We start from the raw sequence: 18510 nt of genomic DNA, 5'->3' as shown, positions 1-18510 counted from the left end.
CAATCACGATATCCGCCCTCAACGCGCTATCACATTCCCGATAGCCTGCTATCGAACGTGTCGCATGTTAGGGGCAGGGGGGATCGCTTGCAACATACTAAAACATAGCCGAGGGCATTTGTCGGTCAGCGCTGCTTGCGTTGTCAGAGGAAGCGGGTGGGCCGGAACGGCGCGAGCATCGGATCGCTCTCGCCCTGCAAAATCTCGCTGGAGGCGAGCAGGCCAGCCAGTGGCGCCAGCGTCACGCCGGAGTGCATGACGGCGATATAGAGGCCGTCGCAGACATCGCCGATCATAGGGAAACCGTCCTTCGGCGTCGGGCGGTAGCCGACGGTGAAGAAGTCCATGGCGAGCGACTGGCTGTCGGCAAGTGCTGCCTTCACCTTGGCGAACAGGGCTTGCGCCGTCGCATGCTGGTCCTCGCCCGGCTGACCGCCGCCGAAATCGCTGCCGGCGATGATGCGGCCCTCTGATGTCTGGCGCATGTGCAGCTCCGGCGCCATGACGAGGCCGTTCAAGAGCCTTGCATGCGGGCGGGAATGGACGATGAGGCCGGCGGGCGTTTCGATCGGCAGCGTGATGCCGATGCTTGCGGTCAAGGGTGCGGTGCCGGCGCCGGATGCGAGGACGACATGATCAGCCTCCATCACGCCTGCCGACGTCACCACGCCGGAGATGCGCTCGCCGGTGCGCAACAGCCCGCGCACGGCGGCGTCGATGACGGTCGCGCCGCGCGTCTTGGCATCGGCGAGCATCATGCGGGCGGTGGCGACAGGCACGACGGCGCCTTCCTCGGCAACGACCACGGCGTGGTCGGGATAATTGGCGAGATGAGGTTCGCGCTTACGGATCGCATCGCCATCGATGCGTTCGATGCCGTAGCCCCAGGCGCCGTGCTCGGCGATGAAGGCGTCCAGCCGCTCCGGCGGCAGGTCCCATGAGAGGCTGCCGCACCATTCGAGCGGCAGGCCGGGCAGTTCTCCGGCCAATCTCTTCCACTCGGCCATCGAGCGGCGGCGGAAGCGATAGTAGAATTCGGGATTGCCCCAGCTGGCGTTGATCCATGCGAAGGAGCAGGGGGTGGCGACGCCGCCATTATCCTCGGCGACAACAGTGACCCTTGCGCCGTCGCGGGCCAGATGCCAGGCGATGGAGGCGCCGATGATGCCGGCGCCGACGACGATCACATGCGGTTTGGCAGCCATCGTCGTCTTTATCCTTCGCTGATTAGGCCGGATCAGCCGGCGGCGCTTACGCGGGCGAGGCCGTCCTTGGCAGGCTGGTACTTCGGGCTGAGGCCGATCGCGTGGCGATAGGAGCGGGCGGCCTTCTGCTTGTCGCCGCGGCGCTCGTAGACCAGCGCCTGGTTCGCCCAGCTCTCCGCGATGTTGCCGTTCAGCTCGATCGCGTGGTTGAAGTCCGCGAAGGCGTTGTCGTCGTCATTCAGCGCGATGTAGGAAATGCCGCGGCCGTTATAGGGCTCCGGCGAGTTCGGCGAGAGCGAGATCGCCTTGGAGAAATCGTCGATCGCCTTGGCCTGGTCGTTGCGCTTCTGGAAGATCAGGCCGCGATTGTGGTAGGCGCGGCCGTCGGTGGTGCCGTTCTGGATCGCCTTGTTGAAATCGTTGAAGGCGGCATCGTCCTGGCCGGCGGTGCGGTAGACGTTGCCGCGGCCGATCAGAGCCACGTCGTAGTTCGGGTTGATCTGCAGTGCCGAATTGTAATCCTGGATCGCCTGCTGCTGCTGGCCCATGTTGCGGTAGACGAGCGCGCGGTTGGCGTAGGCCTGGTAGAACTTCGGATTGATCTGCAGGGCGGTGTTGAAATCGTTCAGCGCCGCGCGGAAATCGCCGCCGCGACCATAGGCGGAGCCGCGGACGTTGTAGCCTTCGGGATCGCGCGGGTTGGCGTTGATGACCGAGGTCAGCGATGCGATGTTTTCCTGCGAGCCCTGGGCCTTGTCGATGCGGATGACGGCATCGGAGGTGCTGTTCGTGGTGCAGCCGGCGAGGCCGAGAGCGGCGACCAGCGCCAGCACGGGCAGGGCGGTCATTTTCGTCGACGAACGCAAGGATCGGGCATTCAACATCGTATCAGCCATGCGGGCTCGTTTTCCCCATTACGGCCGGCCGGTCTTGAGACGGGCAGGCGAAGCAGCAAACAAAAAAGGCGGTGGCGACCAGATCGCCCCCGCCAACATGCATCTGAAAACGTCGAAATAACGACGGGAACGCCTTAGCGTGCAGCAACTCCGCCTTCGCGCTGAAGGCGCTTGCGGGCCAGCTTGCGAACGCGACGAACAGCTTCAGCCTTTTCGCGAGCGCGCTTTTCCGAAGGCTTTTCGTAGTAGTCGCGCATCTTCATTTCGCGGAAAATGCCTTCGCGCTGCATTTTCTTCTTGAGAGCGCGGAGAGCCTGGTCAACATTGTTGTCGCGGACGAGTACCTGCACGAGAATCACGTTCCTTTGGTTCGGTTGATGCCTGGGTCATCCCAATGACAGAGGCAAAAAATGTTCATTCCGCGCGGCAGCGCCTCGCGATTGGTGTGCGGGATAGCAGATCACTTGGCCGAAGTCCATATGGATCAGCGGGTTTCAGCCGAAAAAACCCTGCAATCCAGGCTCGCATTGGCGCAAAAGGTATTTTCCCCCTCGCATCGCGCCACAAGTGCCCCATGCGGTGCCCGAAAGCCCCGTGGCGGCAGGGCTTGGCGGCTAATTCCGGTTCGTTCCTTGCATCGGCTGTCGTTTGCACTATAATTGCGCCATCGACTATTGCTTGTGACCTTTGTCAAAGAGCCCAATCGCTCCGTCAGATCTCCTCTCAAAATCGATCATGCCCGGCACGCAATTGTCGGGAAATGCCTCGCATTGGAAGTGATCATTGGTATCGCTGCGAGGATCGGCTTTTTGCCGGTCGCCTCAGGATTTCGATCCTCCGGCGCAGCAGTTCAGACCGTTTCGGGGCCCTGGGTCTCGATTGTTGAAATTGCCGGCGGCGATTTCGGCACCACTTAGCCGGCATCCTCGATGCCAGACACGAAACCGCGACGATTGCCGTCAAGACATCCCGGCCTCGCTTATGGCGCCAAGGGCGGGAAACAGTTTTCGGCTCGTCACAAACCGGCAATTCGTTGCCGCAAGAAAGGAATACAATTTGCAGGTTCTCGTCAGGGATAACAATGTCGACCAGGCGCTCCGCGTCCTGAAGAAGAAGATGCAGCGCGAAGGTCTCTTCCGCGAATTCAAGGCGCGCAGCGCCTATGAAAAGCCGTCGGAAAAGCGCGTGCGCGAAAAGGCAGAAGCCGTTCGCCGCCAGCGCAAGCTGACCCGCAAGAAGCTGCAGCGCGAAGGCCTGCTTCCTGCACCGAAGAAGGCTGTGCGTCCGGCCCGCTAAAGGCTGGCCCAACGCTTAGATGTAGAGAGCGCAGATGACTTCAGATGATGAATTCTTCAACCAGGCCAAGCTCTCGTCTCGCGATAAGGCTGTCGTGACCGACACGACGGCCCGTGCGATCATTTCAGCCGAGGCCGCGGCTCGCGAATTGAAGACGGAGAAGCTCAAGGCTCTCCGCCTGCAACGCGCTGCCGAGGCCCCGCCTGAGGCCGAACCCGTCAAGAAAAAGCGGGCAACGTCCAAGACCGCGTCCTCCTGATCTCGGAGCCCCCGATCGGGTACGCGTCGTTCCTCCCGACAATCGGTTGACTGTGCACATTGGCATCTGGCCCATTGGGTCCGTGTCGCCGATCCGTGGTTTATTCCTCTGTTCTAAAATGACCCGAACTTCCCGATAGGCTTACCTCCGGTTAAGTGCGATTCAACGTGCGCTGGCACTTTTGCGCCGCGTGCTCGTTTTCGAGCATGCTGTACGTTCAAGACATAAAGCGTCTCCTGAGGCGCCGGGATGGAAACTTCGGCATCACCACCGCGCTCGTGTTGCCTATACTGGTCGGTGTGGCGGGGCTGGCGGTCGATACCGCGAACCTCTCTTTGTCGCAGCGCCAGTTGCAGGAAGCGACGGATGCGTCGGCACTTGCCGTCTCGACCGCGCTTATGAAGGGAACCGCCGACGAGACGTCAGGAAAGACGCTGGGGCTCGATTTTCTCTCCGGCCAGGTGGCCAGCATTGCGGGTAGTACCGCCGCTACGGCCGCGAAGAATGCAGGCACGGTCTCGATCACGACGACGACCACTTCGTCCGGAAAAAGTTTCGTCGTGGGCGTGGCCGCCTCGATGCCGGTGACGTTGACGCCGCTTAGCGCGCTCATCGCCGGCAATACGAGAACCGTGTCGGCCGCCAGCAAGAGCACAAGCGGCACGGGAACGACGAAGAACGGAATCTCGATCGAGGTGCTTCTCGATGCATCGACCTCGATGTCCGAGGATACGACAACGCAGAACGGCACGAAGTGCGCGATCTACCTGCTCGGCATCTGCATCGGCACGCAGCCTGCCTATTACAGCAAGATCGACGCACTGAAGATTGCTGCGGGCAAGCTGTTCGATTCGCTCGACAAGTACGATCCGAACGCTCGGTATGTGCGCAGCGGCGCGATTTCCTATACCAGCAGCATCAAGGGACAATCGCCGATGGCCTGGGGCACGACGAGCGCCCGGGGTCACGTAAGCGGCATAACGATCGAAAAGAACAATGGTACGGACGCCACGGCGGCGATGAAGGCGGCGAACGCCAACATCGCCAAGAACCAATATGGCACCGACACGGAAAGCGTCGAGCAGAAAAAGAGGGACAACACCAATTCCGACCGCATCATCATCTTGATGACCGACGGCGACATGACCGGGGATACCGGCAGTTGGGTGAGCAAGCTCGACCAATCGGTGCGCGACGAATGCACCAACGCCAAGGCGGCCGGCATCAAGATCTATACGGTGGCCTTCATGGCGCCGGACAAGGGCAAGGCGCTCTTAAAATTCTGCGCCTCCGCCGAGGCCAACTATTACGAACCGAACACGATGGACGCGCTGACGGCCGCGTTCAGCTCGATCGGCGAGGCGACGACCAAGTCGACGAGCCGGCTGACGAATTGAGAAACGGAAACGGCTCGCCTCTCTGTTTAAGGAGAAGCGAGCCGCGGCATCATAACATCGATATCGATCAGAATTCCTGGGCGGTCGGGCGCAGGACGATCTCGTTGATATCGACATCGTCGGGCTGGGCGATGGCATAGGCGATGGCGCGGGCCACCGCGCTTGCCGGAATGGCGATCTTGTAGAAATCGAGCACGGTCGATTGCGCGGTGCCCGTGGTGTTATGCTTGAGCTCGCTGTCGACGGCGCCGGGCTCGATCGAGGTGACGCGAACCTTGGAGCCGACTTCCTGGCGCAGGCCGTCGGAGATGGCGCGGACGGCGAACTTGGTGCCGGAATAGACGGTACCGCCCGGCGCGAAGACCTTGATGCCGGCAACCGAGCTCAGGTTGATGATGTGGCCGCGGCTCTTTTCCAGGAAAAAGGGTAGGGCGGCGGCGATGCCATAGAGCGTGCCCTTGATGTTGACGTCGATCATCGCGTCCCATTCCTCGGTGTTGACCTCGGCCATCGGACGGATCGGCATGATGCCGGCATTGTTGATCAGCACATCCAGCGTGCCGAAATCGGCGATCACGGCGTCGGTGACCTGCTTGACCTGGTTCTTGTCGACGACGTCAAGCTGGTAGGCGCGGGCCTCGCCGCCGGCCTTGGTGATTTCGGCGACGACGTCATCCAGCTTGTCCTTGCGGCGGGCGGCGATCGCGACCCGGGCGCCGTTTGCTCCCAGATGGCGCGCGGTTTCAGCGCCGAGGCCGGTGCTGCCACCGGTGATGAGTACGACTTTACCCTTGATGTTCTCACTCATGATCGTTCTCCTTGTTTGGCCTGAACTCTGCTGGCCTTCGATGACGGGATCATGCGCTCAGCAGCGGTATTTCAGAAATTTATTTGTTTGATCCTAGATATTCATGCGGCATTATAACTGTATGCGATACGACCTCAATCTGCTGCCTGTCTTCGTGACCCTGATGGAAGAGCGCAATGTCACGCGCGCCGCCGACCGCCTGGGCATTACCCAGCCGGCGCTCTCCAATGCGCTGTCTCGGCTGCGCGTCGTCATGCGCGATCCGCTGTTCGTGCGCGAGCGCTATGGCATGCAGCCGACGCAGATGGCGCTGGAGCTGGCGCCTGTCATCGCCACCGCGCTGGCGGCGATCGACGGGGCAGTGCTGGGGCAACAGGAGTTCGATCCCGCAGAGGCCGATCTATCCTTCACCATCGCGCCCAACAGCTATGTCGAATATGTGCTGATGCCTGCCATCGTCGCGAGGTTGCGCGAGACGGCGCCGGGGATCAGGCTTCGGCTGACGCCCTATGGCAACGACCTGATCGAGACCGGCGTCATGTCTGGCACGACGGCGATGGTGCTCGGCCGCATCGTCGAGCCGCCGGACAATCTGGTGGTGCAGCATCTGATGGACGAGGGGCTCGCCTGCGTGATCAGGGCCGATCATCCAGAGATTTCGGGCAGCCTGTCGAAGGAGCAGTACGAGCGGATGCGGCATGTGAACGTCGTGCCCCATGGCCGCTTGCGCGTCGGGCTGTTCCAGGCGCTGGAGCAGCGGGGGCTACGGCGCGAGGTGGCGGTGTCGGTGACGCATTTCCTCGCCGTGCCGGAGATGATCGCGGTCACCGATTATTGCGCGACACTGCCGCGGCTGATCTGCCGGCACCTGGCCGCCGACCCCAGGCTGAAGATCGTGCCGGCGCCCGTCGATCTCGGCAGCTTCCCAGTCGATCTCGCCTGGCACGTCCGCCACCGCAACGACCCCGCCCATCGCTGGCTGCGCTCGCTGATTGCGGATGTGGCGCGCGAGGTTTCGGAGGTGCGGTGGATGCCGGGAGAGTGAGGGGGAGCGGCCGGCTTGAGGCGGTGTGGCGACGGCTCTTCGCCGATATCGATGCCCTCAGTCCAGTTCCTGCGCAAGGCCGATCAAAAGCCCGCCCGGACCCCTGATGTAGCAGAGCCGATAGGCATCCTTGTATTGCACCAGCTCGCCTTCGAGCCGGGCGCCGCGTTTGCCGAGCCGTTCGAGCGTGTCGTCGATGTCTTCAACGGCGAACATGACGCGGAGATAGCCGAGCGCGTTGACGGGGGCGTCGCGGTGATCGGCGATGATTTCGGGCGAGATGAAGCGGGAGAGTTCGAGGCGGCTGTGGCCATCCGGCGTGCGCATCATGGCGATCTCGACTTGCTGATCGCCGAGCCCGGTGATGCGCCCGGCCCACTCTCCTTCGACCATGGTGCGGCCCTCGAGTTCGAGGCCGAGTTCGCGGAAGAAATCGATCGTCTCGTCGAGGTCGTCGACGACGATGCCGACATTGTCCATACGCTTGACCGCCATGCGTCGTGCCTCCTTCACGCGAACCGGAGTGCCGATTTCGCCCGCGCCTTGGCGGCCACCTCCTCGCGATCACGCGGCGGCTGCGAGGTCTCCAGCGTGTCCAGCAGTTCGCGGGCGCAGGCGGCGATCGACGAAACGGCGGCCTCGAAGGCTTCCTCGTTGCGTTTCGACGGCTTGTTGGTGCCGCTCAGCTTGCGCACGAACTGGAGCGCCGCATCATGGATTTCCGCGTCCGTTGCCGGCGGGTCGAAATTGAACAGGGGTTTGATGTTCCGGCACATGCCTTGCCTCCCTTTCTCGTCATGCCGCACGGTTGTGGGGCGTGATCTACAGGGAAAGCTAGGCGAGGGGGCGGTGATTGCAACTGATGGAGTGGCCGATGTCGGTGTTCGGAAGGACACGGCAGTCTTGCTGAGGAAGACGCAAGTGTCTTATCCGCTTGCGACCTGAAATGGACGTTTGCACCTGGGGAAGATGGCTCAGAGGGTGCCGCTTTTCCCTTCTCCCCAGCGGGGAGAAGATGCCGGCAGGTCAGGTGCAGCTTGCTGCACCGGGGATCAGGGGGCTCCGGGCGCTGACCTTGTTTGGTGGAACGACTATCTTGCCGACCACACAGGAGCCACCCTTTCAAACATTCGGGAGCTATGATCGAACCTCAACTTCTCGCCTTTTCATAGGCCTCGAATAGATCGGTGACGAGAATTCCGTTAATCCGCATTCCGGTCAAATCGGCATCTCTTATGTCTGAATGTGCCAATGTGACGTCGCTTATGGTCAATCGTGATAGGTTTGCATTCGTGACAGCGGCTCCAGACAGATTGACGTTATCGAAGCGCGCTCCTGCCAGGTTCACATCGTCAAAATCCGCTTGGCACAAATTGGTGTCGATGAACTTCGCGTTCGTCAGAACGGCGTAAAATCGAGCGTCTGCGAGATTTACGCCATCGAAGCTGGCGCCTGACATATCGGCATGCTGGTAACGCGCTCCCTGCATTTGAGGGCCATCAAACGGGCTGTTTTCTCGCCGATCGTTCATCGTCGTTTCCTCCAGTCGATTGTGATCGCGATAGAGCGAATAACTCACATGGTGATGTCGCAAACTTCTTATGAAAGCAAAACTTGTTTTCCTGCATTTTGCAACCTGTAAAGTCGACGATTTCTCGATAGCCGCAATAACCGAAACCAGCGCAGACCGATCGGCGCCCCGCCTTATGCAGGCCTTAGATATCTCGGCTGATTTGGCATCATCGACCCCGGCCGTACTCGTGCTCCCAACCGAGGCAGCAAGGTCGGATTTGCGCCTGCTGGAAGCGCTCCGGAGCCGCGATTGGCGCTGCAGCCCAGCTGTGGGTAAAGCCGCCGCTTACGGATAGAGGTAGTACCGTGTCCAGTCCTTGTGGGCGATGATTGTGCCGCGCTTGAAGGTGAAGGCGACGATCGAGAGGTGGTCGGGGCTGGTCGTGCAGGCGTAGGAGAGGCGGTACCAGTTGCCGTTGCGCCGAAATACCGCGCCATCCGCATCGACATGCACCGCCGTGCGCTTGGGGTGCGAGAAGGTGTAGGAAATGACCTTGTCGGCCTGAAGACGATCCATCGCCTCGATGTCGCAACGCTGGTCGAGTTGATCGACCGGCATGAGCTTCTTGATCTGGGAGATCGTTCTGCTGTCGAGCGCCAGCGCGTTGGTCGAGAGGGCGCAGATCGTGAAAAGGGCGAGGGCCGGCTTGAATAGGGCGAGGCCCATCGGGGGTAGTAGCTTTGCCATGCGGGGCGACTAGCACGCGCTTTCAAAGCCGATCAAGGTCGGGCGGGACGTGATCACGACATTGGGATTTCCTCCGGCGATTTCGTGTAGGCCATTTCGCGCGGCCGGCGGAAATGTCGCAGCCTCACTTCCGCCGCATCCGGCGCAATCTTTCACCGTGTCAAAACAAAAGCCTTCCGGCGTCGCAAAAGAAACGTTGTGCCGCATTTGGATTTGCGATTTGTATGGCCGACGACAGGGGATTTTCCCCGCAAGGAGATCAAGGCGGATGCGCAGATATTCGGTTTTTGCCGTGGCACGTGAGGCTCTCAGGGGGCACAAGGGCTGGGACAAGCAATGGACTTCGCCGGAGCCGCGCGCCGAATACGACGTCATCATCATCGGTGGCGGCGGACATGGCCTGGGCGCGGCCTATTATCTGGCCAAGGAGCACGGCATCACCAATGTCGCGGTGCTCGAAAAAGGCTGGCTCGGCGGCGGCAATACCGGCCGTAACACGACCATCATCCGCTCGAACTATCTCTATGAAGAGAGCATGCACATCTACGAGCATTCGATGAAGCTCTGGGAGAACCTCTCGCAGGATCTCAACTACAATGTCATGTACTCTCCGCGCGGCGTGATGATGCTGTCGCACAATGTGCATGACCAGCAGTCCTTCAAGCGTCATATCCATGCCAACCGTCTCTACGGCATCGACAATGAATGGCTGACGCCGGAGCAGGCCAAGGCTTATTGTCCGCCGCTCGATATCTCTGCCAGCGCCCGCTATCCGATCAACGGTGCGGCCCTGCAGCGTCGCGGCGGCACGGCGCGCCACGATGCGGTTGCCTGGGGCTATGCGCGTGCTGCGTCCGATCGCGGCGTCCACATCATCCAGAATTGCGAAGTGACCGGCATCCGCCGCGGCCCTGACGGTCGCGTCACCGGTGTCGAGACATCGCGCGGCTTCATCGGCGCCAAGAAGGTCGGCGTTTCGGCCGCCGGCCACACGACCACGGTCATGAAGATGGCCGATGTGCGCGTGCCGCTGCAATCGAGCCCGCTGCAGGCGCTGGTATCGGAACCCTTGAAGCCGATCTTCCCCTGCGTGGTCATGTCCAACACGGTGCATGCCTATATCTCGCAGTCCGACAAGGGCGAGCTCGTCATCGGCGCCGGCACCGACCAGTACAATTCCTACAGCCAGACCGGCGGCCTGCAGATCATCACGCATACGCTCGATGCCATCTGCGAGCTCTTCCCGATGTTCCGCCGCGTCAAGATGATGCGCCAGTGGGGCGGTATCGTCGACAACACGCCGGATCGCTCGGCCATCCAGTCGAAGACGCCGGTTCCGGGGCTCTACGTCAATTGCGGCTGGGGCACCGGCGGCTTCAAGGCGACGCCGGGCTCGGCCAATCTCTTCGCGCACCTCATTGCCCGCGACGAGGCGCACAAGTTCAATGCCGGCCTGACGCTGGACCGCTTCCGCACCGGCCGTCTGATCGACGAAGCCGCCGCCGCAGCCGTCGCGCACTGACACGAGGACATCATGCTTCTTATCTATTGCCCATACTGTCAGGAAGAGCGCTCCGAGCTCGAATTCCGCGGCGCCGGCGATGCGCATATCGCCCGCCCGACCAACATCGCCGAGATCTCCGATGAACAGTTCGAGGAGTTCTTCTTCCTGCGCGACAACCCGAAGGGGCTGATCTTCGAGCGCTGGCGCCACCAGCACGGATGCGGCCGCTTCTTCAATGCGGCGCGCGACACGATCAGCGACAAGTTCATCATGACGTACAAGGCCGGCGAGCCGAAGCCCGATATCGGTGCTGCGGCTGCGCCCCATGCTCCCGTCGAGACCTATGAGCAGCTCGAAGGAGAAGCGAAATGAGCGCTGCGAACCGTATATCAGGCAAGGGCCGCCTGACGCCCGCCAAGACCGCGCGCTTCACCTTCGACGGCAAGACCTATACGGCGCTCGAGGGCGACACCGTCGCCTCGGCGCTGATTGCCAACAACATCCATCTGGTCGGTCGCTCGTTCAAGTATCACCGCCCGCGCGGGATTCTGTCTGCAGGAGCTGAGGAGCCGAACGCGCTGATCGACGTGTCGCGCGACGCCGCCCGCAAGCAGCCGAACGTGCGCGCCACGGTGCAGGAAGTGTTCGACGGCATGATCGTCGAATCGCAGAACCGCTTCCCGTCGCTTTCCTTCGATATCGGCGGCATCAACAACCTGCTTTCGCCGTTCTTCGCGGCCGGCTTCTACTACAAGACCTTCATGTGGCCGAAGGCCGCCTGGAAGAGCCTCTACGAGCCGATCATCCGCCGCGCGGCCGGCCTCGGCGTTGCGCCGAAGGAAGCCGATCCCGATCACTATGCCGGCCGTTACGCGCATTGCGACGTGCTCGTCGTCGGCGCCGGCGTGGCCGGTCTTTCGGCTGCACTGGCTGCGGCGCAGACCGGCGCCAAGGTCATCCTCTGCGACGAACAGGCCGATGTCGGCGGGGCGCTACGCTACGATAGCGGTGTGACGATCGACGGCCTTTCCGGCTACGAGTGGGCACAGAAGACGGTTGCGGCTCTGAAGGCGATGGACAATGTGCAGGTTCTGACCCGCACCACGGCTTTCGGCTATTACAACCACAATTTCGTCGGCCTCGCCGAGCGCGTGACCGACCATGTCGCCAACCCGAGCCGCCACCTGCCGCGCGAGCGTCTGTGGCAGCTGCGCGCCAAGCGCGTCATCCTCGCCAACGGCGCCATCGAGCGCCACATGGTGTTCCCGAACAACGACCGTCCGGGCATCATGCTGGCATCGGCCGCGCGCATGTATCTCAACCAGTACGGCGTTGCCGTCGGCCAGAAGGTCGGCGTCTATACGGCGCATGACTCGGCCTATGAGGCGGCCTTCGACCTGAAGCGCGCCGGCGTCGAGATCGCGGCGATCGTCGATTGCCGGCAGACGCCGGGTGCCGCGGTTCTGGCCGAGGCCCGCTCGCTCGGCATCGATGTTCTCGCTGGCCAGTCGGTCGTCAACACCTCCGGCAAGCTGCGCGTCTCGTCGATGACGGTTGCCCGCAACGGCGGCGGCTCGCCGCGCAAGATCGTGGTCGATGCTCTGCTGGTTTCGGCCGGCTGGACGCCATCCGTGCACCTGTTCTCGCAGTCGCGTGGCAAGGTGAAGTTCGAGCCGGAGACGCAGCGCTTCCTGCCCGGCACCTATGCCCAGGATTGCCTCTCCGTCGGCGCCTGCAACGGCACCGACGACCTGCAGCGCACGATCGAGGAATCGCTGGCAGCCGGCGAGCTGATGGCGCAGGCTGCCGGCAAGGCGTCTGCTGGCAAGATCAGCATCTCGGCCGAGCAGGCGCATCAGTGGACCGGTGGGATGATCGGTGCGGCCGAAGGGGCGGGCCCCGAGACCAGCGCCAAGGCCTTCATCGATTTCCAGCACGACGTCTGCGCCAAGGATATCCGCCTTGCCGTGCGCGAAGGGATGCACTCGATCGAGCACATCAAGCGCTTCACGACGAACGGCATGGCGTCCGACCAGGGCAAGCTCTCCAACATGCACGGCCTGGCGATCGCCGCCGAGATGCTGGGCAAGGAGATCCCGCAGGTCGGCCTCACCACCTTCCGCGCGCCCTACACGCCGGTGACCTACGGCACGCTGATCGCGCATTCGCGTGGCGAGCTGTTCGACCCGACGCGCAAGACGCCGCTGCACCAGTGGGAAGAAGCCCAGGGCGCGGTGTTCGAGGATGTCGGCAACTGGAAGCGCGCGTGGTTCTATCCGCGCGCCGGCGAAACCATGCACCAGGCGGTCGCGCGCGAATGCAAGACGGCGCGCGATGTGGCCGGCGTGTTCGATGCCTCGACGCTCGGCAAGATCGAGGTCGTCGGGCCTGACGCCGCCGAGTTCATGAACCTGATGTACACCAACGCCTGGGACACGCTGAAGCCGGGCAAGTGCCGCTACGGCATCATGACCCGCGACGACGGCTTCGTTTATGACGACGGTGTCGTCGGGCGTCTGGCCGACGATCGCTTCCACGTGACGACGACGACGGGCGGCGCGCCGCGCGTGTTGAACCACATGGAAGACTATCTGCAGACCGAGTTCCCGCATCTGAAGGTGTGGCTGACGTCTGTGACCGAGCAGTGGGCGGTCATCGCCGTGCAGGGTCCGAAGGCGCGCGAGATCATCGCGCCGCTGGTCGAAGGCGTCGATATCTCCAACGAAGCCTTCCCGCATATGAGCGTTGCCGAGTGCACGGTCATGGGCGTTCCGGCCCGTCTCTTCCGCGTGTCGTTCACCGGCGAAACCGGCTTTGAAATCAACGTGCCTGCCGATTACGGCCAGTCGGTTCTCGAAGCCGTCTGGGCCAATGCCGAGCCGCTCGGCGCCTGCGTCTACGGCACCGAGACGATGCACGTTCTTCGCGCCGAGAAGGGCTATATCATCGTCGGCCAGGACACGGATGGTACCGTGACCCCTGATGATGCCGGCCTCAACTGGGCTGTGTCGAAGAAGAAGACCGACTTCGTCGGCATTCGCGGCCTGAAGCGGCCGGATCTCGTCAAGGAAGGCCGCAAGCAGCTGGTCGGCCTCGTCACCAAGGATCCGACGCTGGTGCTCGAAGAGGGCGCGCAGGTCGTCGCCAACCCCAACGAGCCGAAGCCGATGACGATGCTGGGTCACGTCACGTCCTCCTACTGGTCGGAAAACCTCGGAAAGTCGATCGCGTTCGCGCTGGTCGCCGGTGGCCGCAAGCGCATGGGCGAGACGCTCTACGTGCCGATGCCCGACAAGACGATCGCGGTCGAGGTGACGGATATGGTGTTCTTTGACAAGGAAGGAGGCCGCATCAATGGCTGATACGGCAGTTCGCACATCCGTTCTCACGGGCAAGCAGGGCGGCTCCGCCAGCGTACGGCTGACGGCAGCACCTCACGCCACGCGCGTCGCGCTGCGCGCTCCGGCGGAAGCGCTTTCGGCTCTCTCGTCGGCGCTCGGCGTCACCATTCCCGACGCGCCGAAGACCTCTGGCCGCAAGGGCGGCCGCGCAGCACTCTGGCTCGGGCCTGACGAATGGTTGGTCATCGACGAGAGCGGCGCCGACATGATGGGCGCGCTGAAGGACGTGGGCGTCGTGCATTCGGCGACCGACGTCTCGCACCGCAATGTCGCGATCATCGTCTCCGGCCCTGGCGCCGAAACGACGATCTCCACGGGCTGCCCGCAGGACCTCTCGCTCGAAGCCTTCCCCGTCGGCGCCTGCTCGCGCACGCTGTTCGGCAAGGCCGAGATCGTGCTCTTCCGCACCGAGGAGGATACGTTCCGGGTGGAATGCTGGCGCTCCTTCGCGGATTTCGTCTTCGGCCTGCTCGCCGAGGGCGCCGAGGATGCTGGGCATTAGGCACCCGCTCGATTGCGTTTATGAAGATCGGGGACGGTGCCAGCGCGCCGTCCCCGATTTGGTTTTGGTTCTGCCCAAAGCCCTGAGTACCGACAGGCGACGCCAGCCGCATCAGCAATTTATAACGTCGACGTAGCCAGTCGATGCCATCGCTAGCATCACCTTGTCGCGTGAGACGATTGGCATCCTTCTCACCCGCGCCGTTGCTATCAGATAGCAATCGCCGGGGTCCTTGTGTCCTGTGGTCATGACCACATCCGCCGCCTCTATCGCAATTTTCTGGTTGATTGAAACCACCCTTGCGGCGGTTTCACGCACGGCGTCTCGAAACCAGTTGGCAATGCCGGCGCCGCCTATGTCAGGCGCATTGTTCGGCTTTCGCACTGCAAGCGAGAGCTCCCACGCCGTGATCGGCGAGACGTAGAGGCTGCGAGCCTCCTGGCCCTTGCCAATCGCGACGAGAGCTTCATCGGAGAGTGGGTGAGTTCCGCTGACCAGCCAGTAGAGCGCGTGCGTGTCGAGCAGAACTCCCGGCAATATTGTTGGCCTCTACTTTCGCCGATCTTTCAAGGCTTGCGATGAGATCGGCTTGGTCAGATCGACGTCCTTGCGAATCTTCAGGTCGCTATCCTTCAAAGCGCCGGCACCACGCACAGTGACGGTTTTCCCGGTCTTTGCGTCGCGAACGATAACAGCCGATTGTGCCGAGGATTTTGCCATGTGCTCAGTATAGTCGATCCGCGTTATGAAAGCGACGCCAACTTTTGGGTGTGTTTTTATTGCGCGCTCGCTAGGGGTGATCTACTCGCCCGGCTGATCGCGATGCTTGCGCCACTCGCGCTCGTGCCAAAGAACAGCGGCATAGGCGAGGATGCCGATAATAGCCGGCAGGCCGAATGATATGAACAGCAAGGCGCCAGTGTTCATGGCTTCAATCCCTTCAGCGTTCGTCTCGCCAGAGAATGTAATATCGCAGCAATCAAAAGCCAACCTGCAAGATAGCAGACGAGCCACAGGCTGGGTGTTTGAATGAAATTGCCGATGCCATAAAGCACGCCGGCGATCGGGGTGACGATGCCGACCGTGAAGCAGGCGGTGGATGCCCGGTCCAAGGCGTTGGCCAGGAGCTTGATCTGTTCATTTTCAACCAAGCTCATCGCCGCCCTCCGCGCGCTATATCTGGCCCCGCCTAGTGGTCCTCCGGCCGATCCTTCGGGTCGAACTGGATGATGGTCGTCCAGCGTGCCGTCAGCGCCGGCTTGCGTTCGTTTTCGATCTCGATGGTGACGTCGTAGGTGGTCATCAGCATGCCGCCGCCGCGGAAGCGGGCTTCGGCGAGGATGAAGCGGCCGCGGATGCGGGCGCCGGATTTGACGGGGGCTACGAAGCGGACGGTGTCGAAGCCGTAATTGATGCCCATCGTCTGCTCGCGCACCTTGGGCAGGCAGTTGTAGTTCATCGCGGACAGCAGCGAGAGCGTCAGGAAACCATGGGCGATCGTGCCGCCGAAGGGGCTGTCGGCGGCGCGGACCGGATCGACATGGATGAACTGATGATCGTGGGTGGCGTCGGCGAAGGCATTGATCATCGTCTGATCGACGACGATCCAGTCCGAAAGGCCGGTTTCCGTGCCGACCAGCCCGCGGACATCAGCGAGCGAGATTTCCTTGACCATCAATTCCTCTTGAAAAAAGCTGCTTCGAAAAGACTTACAATGGGTTCGTGACGATTACGATAAGGATATTAATGCAACTTACGGGCGCGTCAATTTCCCAGGAAGAAAGAAACCGATCGTGCCGGGACGCGTGCCTGTGTTTGCGGCGCGGAGCCTTCATCCTGGTCAACCCGGCGCCATGTCGCATCGGCGGGCAGCGAAAACGTCTGTTCGGATTGGGCGCGGTTGAAAAGCACCGCCAGCCTGATCTGTTTGCCGGTGTTTGCGTCGTCGGTTTCAAGGATCATGCCGAGGGTGGCGAAATCAGGCGTTTCCCAATCCGACACGGCCATCTGTTGGCCCGAGGGTGCGATCCAGGTGACGTCGCCGTTGCCCTTGAAGAAGGAGAACTGCGAGAAGACGCTGAAGCGCTTGCGTAGGCCCGAGACGAAGGCGGTGTGGGCGATCAGATCTTCGTCGAGTGCTGCCCAGTCGACCCAGGTGATGGCGTTGTCCTGGCAATAGGCGTTGTTGTTGCCGCGCTGGCTGCGGCCGCCTTCGTCGCCTGCCGTCAGCATCACGGTGCCGCGCGTCGCAAAGAGCGTGGAGATGAGGGCCTTCAGGTCGGCGCGGCGGCGCGCGATGATTACGGGGTCGTCGGTCTCGCCCTCAGCGCCGTTGTTCCAGGAGTGGTTCTCGTTGTGGCCGTCGCGATTGTCCTCGCCGTTGGCCTCGTTGTGCTTGCCGGCGTAGGAGACGAGGTCGTGCAGCGTGAAGCCGTCATGGGCCGCGAGGAAGTTGACGCTGCGGGTGGCGGTGGCGCCATCGCGGGCGAAGATGTCGGAAGAGCCTGATAGTGCCGAGGCCAGCGCGCCGGTTTTGTAGTGGTCGCCGCGCCAGTAGCATCGGAGGTCGTCGCGGGCGCGGTCGTTCCATTCGAGGAAGGGGGCGGGGAAGTTGCCGAGTTGATAGCCGCCGGGGCCGATGTCCCAGGGTTCGGCGATCATGATGCGGTCGCGCAGAACCTCGTCGTCCAGCATCGCCTTCAGCGTTTCGCCGTGCGCTTCGAAGCCTGAAGCGGTGCGGCCGATGATCGGCGCGAGATCGAAGCGGAAGCCGTCGATGCCGGCGTTAGCCACGAAATGGCGGAGTGTGTCGACGATCAACTGGCGGACATAGGGATGGTCGCAGGCCACCGTGTTGCCGGTGCCGGTGTCGTTGACGAGAGTCCCGGGTTGGCCGGGGACGTGGCGTAACATGGAGCGGTTGTCGAGGCCGCGCATGGAGAGCGTCGGGCCGAAGCGGTCGCTTTCGCCGGTGTGGTTGAAGACCAGGTCAAGGATGACGCCGATGCCTTCAGCGTGGAGCTTGGCGACGGTGTCGCGCAGCTCTGTCATGCCGCCGGGGGCGAGGCGCGGGTCGAGCGCCATGAAGGCGACGGGGTTGTAGCCCCAGCCGTTGGTCAGGCCGAGCGGGGGAAGGTGGCGCTCGTCGATCCAGGCGGTAATCGGCATGAGCTCGATCGCGTCGACGCCGATGCGCTTGAGGTGGGCGATGATCGAGGGGTGGGCGAGGGCCGCGATGGTGCCGCGCTGTGCTTCCGGCACATCCGGGTGCAGCATGGTGAAGGGGCGGACCGCGACTTCGTAGATGAATCCGCCGGGGCGGAAGACTGGAGCCGCGGGGTTGACGGCGACGTCGCGGGTGACGATCGCGCGGGGCACGAGGTGTTGCGTGTCGGCGCCGAATTTCGAGAGCAGCGGATCGTAGCGGAAGGGGCGGTCGATTTCTCTAGCGCAGGGGTCGACCAGGAGTTTGGCGGGGTCGAACCAGAGGCCGTCGTCGGGGGCGTAGGTGCCTTCGGCGCGGTAGCCGTAGCGGGTGCCGGGGGCGATACCCTCGACGAAGAGATGGTGGAGGTCGTCTTCGCCTCGGGCCATCGGCAGGCGGTCTGTTTCGCGGCCGGTCTGGTCGAAGAGGCAGAGGTGGAGTTGCGTGGCCTCGCTTGAGCGGACGACGAAGGTTGCGCCTGTGGCGGTGAGGGTTACGCCGGAAGCGAAGGGCATGGGGTGCTAGGTCCTTGTTCCGGGAATGCGGGTGATGTGGATGGGTTTAATAGGGTTGATGTGGTGCGGTGTGGCCCCCTCATCCGACCCTTCGGGCCACCGACCGGGGTCGAGCCACTGGTCTCGACCCGTCCTTCGGACCCCCGTTGGGGAGAAGGGAAGGTGAAGCGAGCGGCCCGCTCCGGGTCTCTTCTCCCCAACGGGGAGAAGGTGGCGG

At 62.6% G+C, this 18510-nt stretch carries 22 protein-coding genes; 9 read left to right on the top strand and 13 right to left on the bottom strand.

The features are described 5' to 3' along the window. Positions 1-143: 143 nt before the first annotated feature. From ACODTZ_RS32535 to rpsU (ACODTZ_RS32525), 3 genes are all read right to left on the bottom strand, one after another. Complete coding sequence (locus tag ACODTZ_RS32535) at positions 144-1205, bottom strand: NAD(P)/FAD-dependent oxidoreductase (RefSeq protein WP_489030987.1); 1062 nt, start codon at positions 1203-1205, stop codon at positions 144-146. A gap of 32 nt (positions 1206-1237) precedes the next feature. After that, positions 1238-2101, bottom strand: coding sequence for a tetratricopeptide repeat protein (locus ACODTZ_RS32530; protein WP_018899828.1), 864 nt, complete (start codon positions 2099-2101; stop codon positions 1238-1240). A gap of 134 nt (positions 2102-2235) precedes the next feature. Continuing rightward, positions 2236-2451, bottom strand: a complete 216-nt coding sequence (rpsU, locus tag ACODTZ_RS32525; RefSeq protein ID WP_018899827.1) for a 30S ribosomal protein S21 — start codon at positions 2449-2451, stop codon at positions 2236-2238. Positions 2452-2871: 420 nt separating this feature from the next. On the opposite strand from rpsU (ACODTZ_RS32525), the gene ACODTZ_RS32520 reads away from it, so the two are divergent. The 4 genes from ACODTZ_RS32520 to ACODTZ_RS32505 all read left to right on the top strand — a co-directional run bounded on the left by ACODTZ_RS32520 (position 2872) and on the right by ACODTZ_RS32505 (position 5053). Continuing rightward, positions 2872-3018, top strand: coding sequence for a hypothetical protein (locus tag ACODTZ_RS32520; RefSeq protein ID WP_018899826.1), 147 nt, complete (start codon positions 2872-2874; stop codon positions 3016-3018). Between the two features lie 139 nt (positions 3019-3157). After that, positions 3158-3397, top strand: coding sequence for a 30S ribosomal protein S21 (gene rpsU / locus ACODTZ_RS32515; RefSeq protein WP_018899825.1), 240 nt, complete (start codon positions 3158-3160; stop codon positions 3395-3397). Positions 3398-3431: 34 nt separating this feature from the next. Beyond that, positions 3432-3656, top strand: a complete 225-nt coding sequence (locus ACODTZ_RS32510) for a hypothetical protein (RefSeq protein WP_047509628.1) — start codon at positions 3432-3434, stop codon at positions 3654-3656. 206 nt (positions 3657-3862) lie between these two features. After that, positions 3863-5053 (top strand): TadE/TadG family type IV pilus assembly protein, encoded by a 1191-nt coding sequence (locus ACODTZ_RS32505; RefSeq protein ID WP_489030984.1) that lies wholly within the window; start codon positions 3863-3865, stop codon positions 5051-5053. Positions 5054-5120: 67 nt separating this feature from the next. Here ACODTZ_RS32505 and ACODTZ_RS32500 read toward each other — a convergent pair whose 3' ends face one another. After that, positions 5121-5861 carry an SDR family oxidoreductase gene (locus ACODTZ_RS32500; RefSeq protein WP_489030982.1) on the bottom strand — a complete coding sequence of 247 codons (741 nt, stop codon included), beginning with the start codon at positions 5859-5861 and terminating at the stop codon, positions 5121-5123. Positions 5862-5982: 121 nt separating this feature from the next. On the opposite strand from ACODTZ_RS32500, the gene ACODTZ_RS32495 reads away from it, so the two are divergent. Further along, positions 5983-6906 carry a LysR family transcriptional regulator gene (locus ACODTZ_RS32495; protein ID WP_489030980.1) on the top strand — a complete coding sequence of 308 codons (924 nt, stop codon included), beginning with the start codon at positions 5983-5985 and terminating at the stop codon, positions 6904-6906. Between the two features lie 57 nt (positions 6907-6963). On the opposite strand, the gene ACODTZ_RS32490 is transcribed toward ACODTZ_RS32495, so the two are convergent. The 4 genes from ACODTZ_RS32490 to ACODTZ_RS32475 form a co-directional block, all read right to left on the bottom strand. Then, the gene (locus ACODTZ_RS32490; RefSeq protein WP_111563435.1) at positions 6964-7401 is read right to left on the bottom strand and encodes a VOC family protein; all 438 of its coding nucleotides are present in this window, start codon (positions 7399-7401) and stop codon (positions 6964-6966) included. A gap of 14 nt (positions 7402-7415) precedes the next feature. Continuing rightward, positions 7416-7682: a DUF2277 domain-containing protein gene (locus tag ACODTZ_RS32485; protein ID WP_047509622.1), complete on the bottom strand. Its 267-nt coding sequence runs from the start codon at positions 7680-7682 to the stop codon at positions 7416-7418. Positions 7683-8056: 374 nt separating this feature from the next. Beyond that, entirely contained in the window at positions 8057-8437 is a 381-nt protein-coding gene (locus ACODTZ_RS32480; RefSeq protein ID WP_489030977.1) for a pentapeptide repeat-containing protein, read from the bottom strand. A 327-nt stretch (positions 8438-8764) separates the two neighbouring features. Then, a complete protein-coding gene (locus tag ACODTZ_RS32475; RefSeq protein ID WP_489030975.1) occupies positions 8765-9166 on the bottom strand; it encodes a DUF930 domain-containing protein in 402 nt (133 codons plus the stop codon). A 268-nt stretch (positions 9167-9434) separates the two neighbouring features. On the opposite strand from ACODTZ_RS32475, the gene ACODTZ_RS32470 reads away from it, so the two are divergent. Genes ACODTZ_RS32470 through ACODTZ_RS32455 form a run of 4 tightly spaced genes read left to right on the top strand, consistent with a single transcriptional unit; the run spans position 9435 to position 14573 of the window. After that, positions 9435-10688 carry a sarcosine oxidase subunit beta family protein gene (locus ACODTZ_RS32470; protein WP_016557052.1) on the top strand — a complete coding sequence of 418 codons (1254 nt, stop codon included), beginning with the start codon at positions 9435-9437 and terminating at the stop codon, positions 10686-10688. A 12-nt stretch (positions 10689-10700) separates the two neighbouring features. Then, entirely contained in the window at positions 10701-11042 is a 342-nt protein-coding gene (locus ACODTZ_RS32465) for a sarcosine oxidase subunit delta (protein WP_016557053.1), read from the top strand. Then, positions 11039-14032 (top strand): sarcosine oxidase subunit alpha, encoded by a 2994-nt coding sequence (locus ACODTZ_RS32460; protein ID WP_489030972.1) that lies wholly within the window; start codon positions 11039-11041, stop codon positions 14030-14032. The genes ACODTZ_RS32465 and ACODTZ_RS32460 overlap by 4 nt, the downstream gene beginning before the upstream one ends. Beyond that, positions 14025-14573 carry a sarcosine oxidase subunit gamma gene (locus ACODTZ_RS32455; RefSeq protein ID WP_489030970.1) on the top strand — a complete coding sequence of 183 codons (549 nt, stop codon included), beginning with the start codon at positions 14025-14027 and terminating at the stop codon, positions 14571-14573. Before ACODTZ_RS32460 ends, ACODTZ_RS32455 begins: the two co-directional genes overlap by 8 nt. A gap of 111 nt (positions 14574-14684) precedes the next feature. Here the strand turns inward: ACODTZ_RS32455 and ACODTZ_RS32450 are convergent, their stop codons facing one another. The 5 genes from ACODTZ_RS32450 to glgX all read right to left on the bottom strand — a co-directional run bounded on the left by ACODTZ_RS32450 (position 14685) and on the right by glgX (position 18293). Continuing rightward, positions 14685-15110, bottom strand: a complete 426-nt coding sequence (locus tag ACODTZ_RS32450; RefSeq protein WP_489030968.1) for a type II toxin-antitoxin system VapC family toxin — start codon at positions 15108-15110, stop codon at positions 14685-14687. Positions 15111-15374: 264 nt separating this feature from the next. After that, positions 15375-15500, bottom strand: a complete 126-nt coding sequence (locus tag ACODTZ_RS32445; RefSeq protein WP_281393578.1) for a hypothetical protein — start codon at positions 15498-15500, stop codon at positions 15375-15377. Continuing rightward, positions 15497-15730 (bottom strand): hypothetical protein, encoded by a 234-nt coding sequence (locus tag ACODTZ_RS32440; protein WP_113197877.1) that lies wholly within the window; start codon positions 15728-15730, stop codon positions 15497-15499. The genes ACODTZ_RS32445 and ACODTZ_RS32440 overlap by 4 nt, the downstream gene beginning before the upstream one ends. Positions 15731-15762: 32 nt before the next feature. Continuing rightward, positions 15763-16248 (bottom strand): MaoC family dehydratase, encoded by a 486-nt coding sequence (locus ACODTZ_RS32435; RefSeq protein ID WP_111563430.1) that lies wholly within the window; start codon positions 16246-16248, stop codon positions 15763-15765. Positions 16249-16337: 89 nt separating this feature from the next. Next, a complete protein-coding gene (gene glgX / locus ACODTZ_RS32430) occupies positions 16338-18293 on the bottom strand; it encodes a glycogen debranching protein GlgX (RefSeq protein WP_489030965.1) in 1956 nt (651 codons plus the stop codon). Positions 18294-18510 lie beyond the last annotated feature (217 nt).

The organism is Rhizobium sp. FG113, assembly GCF_057809895.1.
This window is presented reverse-complemented; position numbering and strand designations above follow the sequence as displayed.

What these genes read in the sequence shown, in the direction of transcription:
- ACODTZ_RS32535 (WP_489030987.1), bottom strand. Translation starts at nt 1,205, where the DNA reads ATGGCTGCCAAACCGCATGTGATCGTCGTCGGCGCCGGCATCATCGGC.
- ACODTZ_RS32530 (WP_018899828.1), bottom strand. Translation starts at nt 2,101, where the DNA reads ATGGCTGATACGATGTTGAATGCCCGATCCTTGCGTTCGTCGACGAAA.
- ACODTZ_RS32510 (WP_047509628.1), top strand. Translation starts at nt 3,432, where the DNA reads ATGACTTCAGATGATGAATTCTTCAACCAGGCCAAGCTCTCGTCTCGC.
- ACODTZ_RS32505 (WP_489030984.1), top strand. Translation starts at nt 3,863, where the DNA reads ATGCTGTACGTTCAAGACATAAAGCGTCTCCTGAGGCGCCGGGATGGA.
- ACODTZ_RS32500 (WP_489030982.1), bottom strand. Translation starts at nt 5,861, where the DNA reads ATGAGTGAGAACATCAAGGGTAAAGTCGTACTCATCACCGGTGGCAGC.
- ACODTZ_RS32495 (WP_489030980.1), top strand. Translation starts at nt 5,983, where the DNA reads ATGCGATACGACCTCAATCTGCTGCCTGTCTTCGTGACCCTGATGGAA.
- ACODTZ_RS32490 (WP_111563435.1), bottom strand. Translation starts at nt 7,401, where the DNA reads ATGGCGGTCAAGCGTATGGACAATGTCGGCATCGTCGTCGACGACCTC.
- ACODTZ_RS32485 (WP_047509622.1), bottom strand. Translation starts at nt 7,682, where the DNA reads ATGTGCCGGAACATCAAACCCCTGTTCAATTTCGACCCGCCGGCAACG.
- ACODTZ_RS32480 (WP_489030977.1), bottom strand. Translation starts at nt 8,437, where the DNA reads ATGAACGATCGGCGAGAAAACAGCCCGTTTGATGGCCCTCAAATGCAG.
- ACODTZ_RS32475 (WP_489030975.1), bottom strand. Translation starts at nt 9,166, where the DNA reads ATGGCAAAGCTACTACCCCCGATGGGCCTCGCCCTATTCAAGCCGGCC.
- ACODTZ_RS32470 (WP_016557052.1), top strand. Translation starts at nt 9,435, where the DNA reads ATGCGCAGATATTCGGTTTTTGCCGTGGCACGTGAGGCTCTCAGGGGG.
- ACODTZ_RS32465 (WP_016557053.1), top strand. Translation starts at nt 10,701, where the DNA reads ATGCTTCTTATCTATTGCCCATACTGTCAGGAAGAGCGCTCCGAGCTC.
- ACODTZ_RS32460 (WP_489030972.1), top strand. Translation starts at nt 11,039, where the DNA reads ATGAGCGCTGCGAACCGTATATCAGGCAAGGGCCGCCTGACGCCCGCC.
- ACODTZ_RS32455 (WP_489030970.1), top strand. Translation starts at nt 14,025, where the DNA reads ATGGCTGATACGGCAGTTCGCACATCCGTTCTCACGGGCAAGCAGGGC.
- ACODTZ_RS32445 (WP_281393578.1), bottom strand. Translation starts at nt 15,500, where the DNA reads ATGAACACTGGCGCCTTGCTGTTCATATCATTCGGCCTGCCGGCTATT.
- ACODTZ_RS32440 (WP_113197877.1), bottom strand. Translation starts at nt 15,730, where the DNA reads ATGAGCTTGGTTGAAAATGAACAGATCAAGCTCCTGGCCAACGCCTTG.
- ACODTZ_RS32435 (WP_111563430.1), bottom strand. Translation starts at nt 16,248, where the DNA reads ATGGTCAAGGAAATCTCGCTCGCTGATGTCCGCGGGCTGGTCGGCACG.
- glgX (WP_489030965.1), bottom strand. Translation starts at nt 18,293, where the DNA reads ATGCCCTTCGCTTCCGGCGTAACCCTCACCGCCACAGGCGCAACCTTC.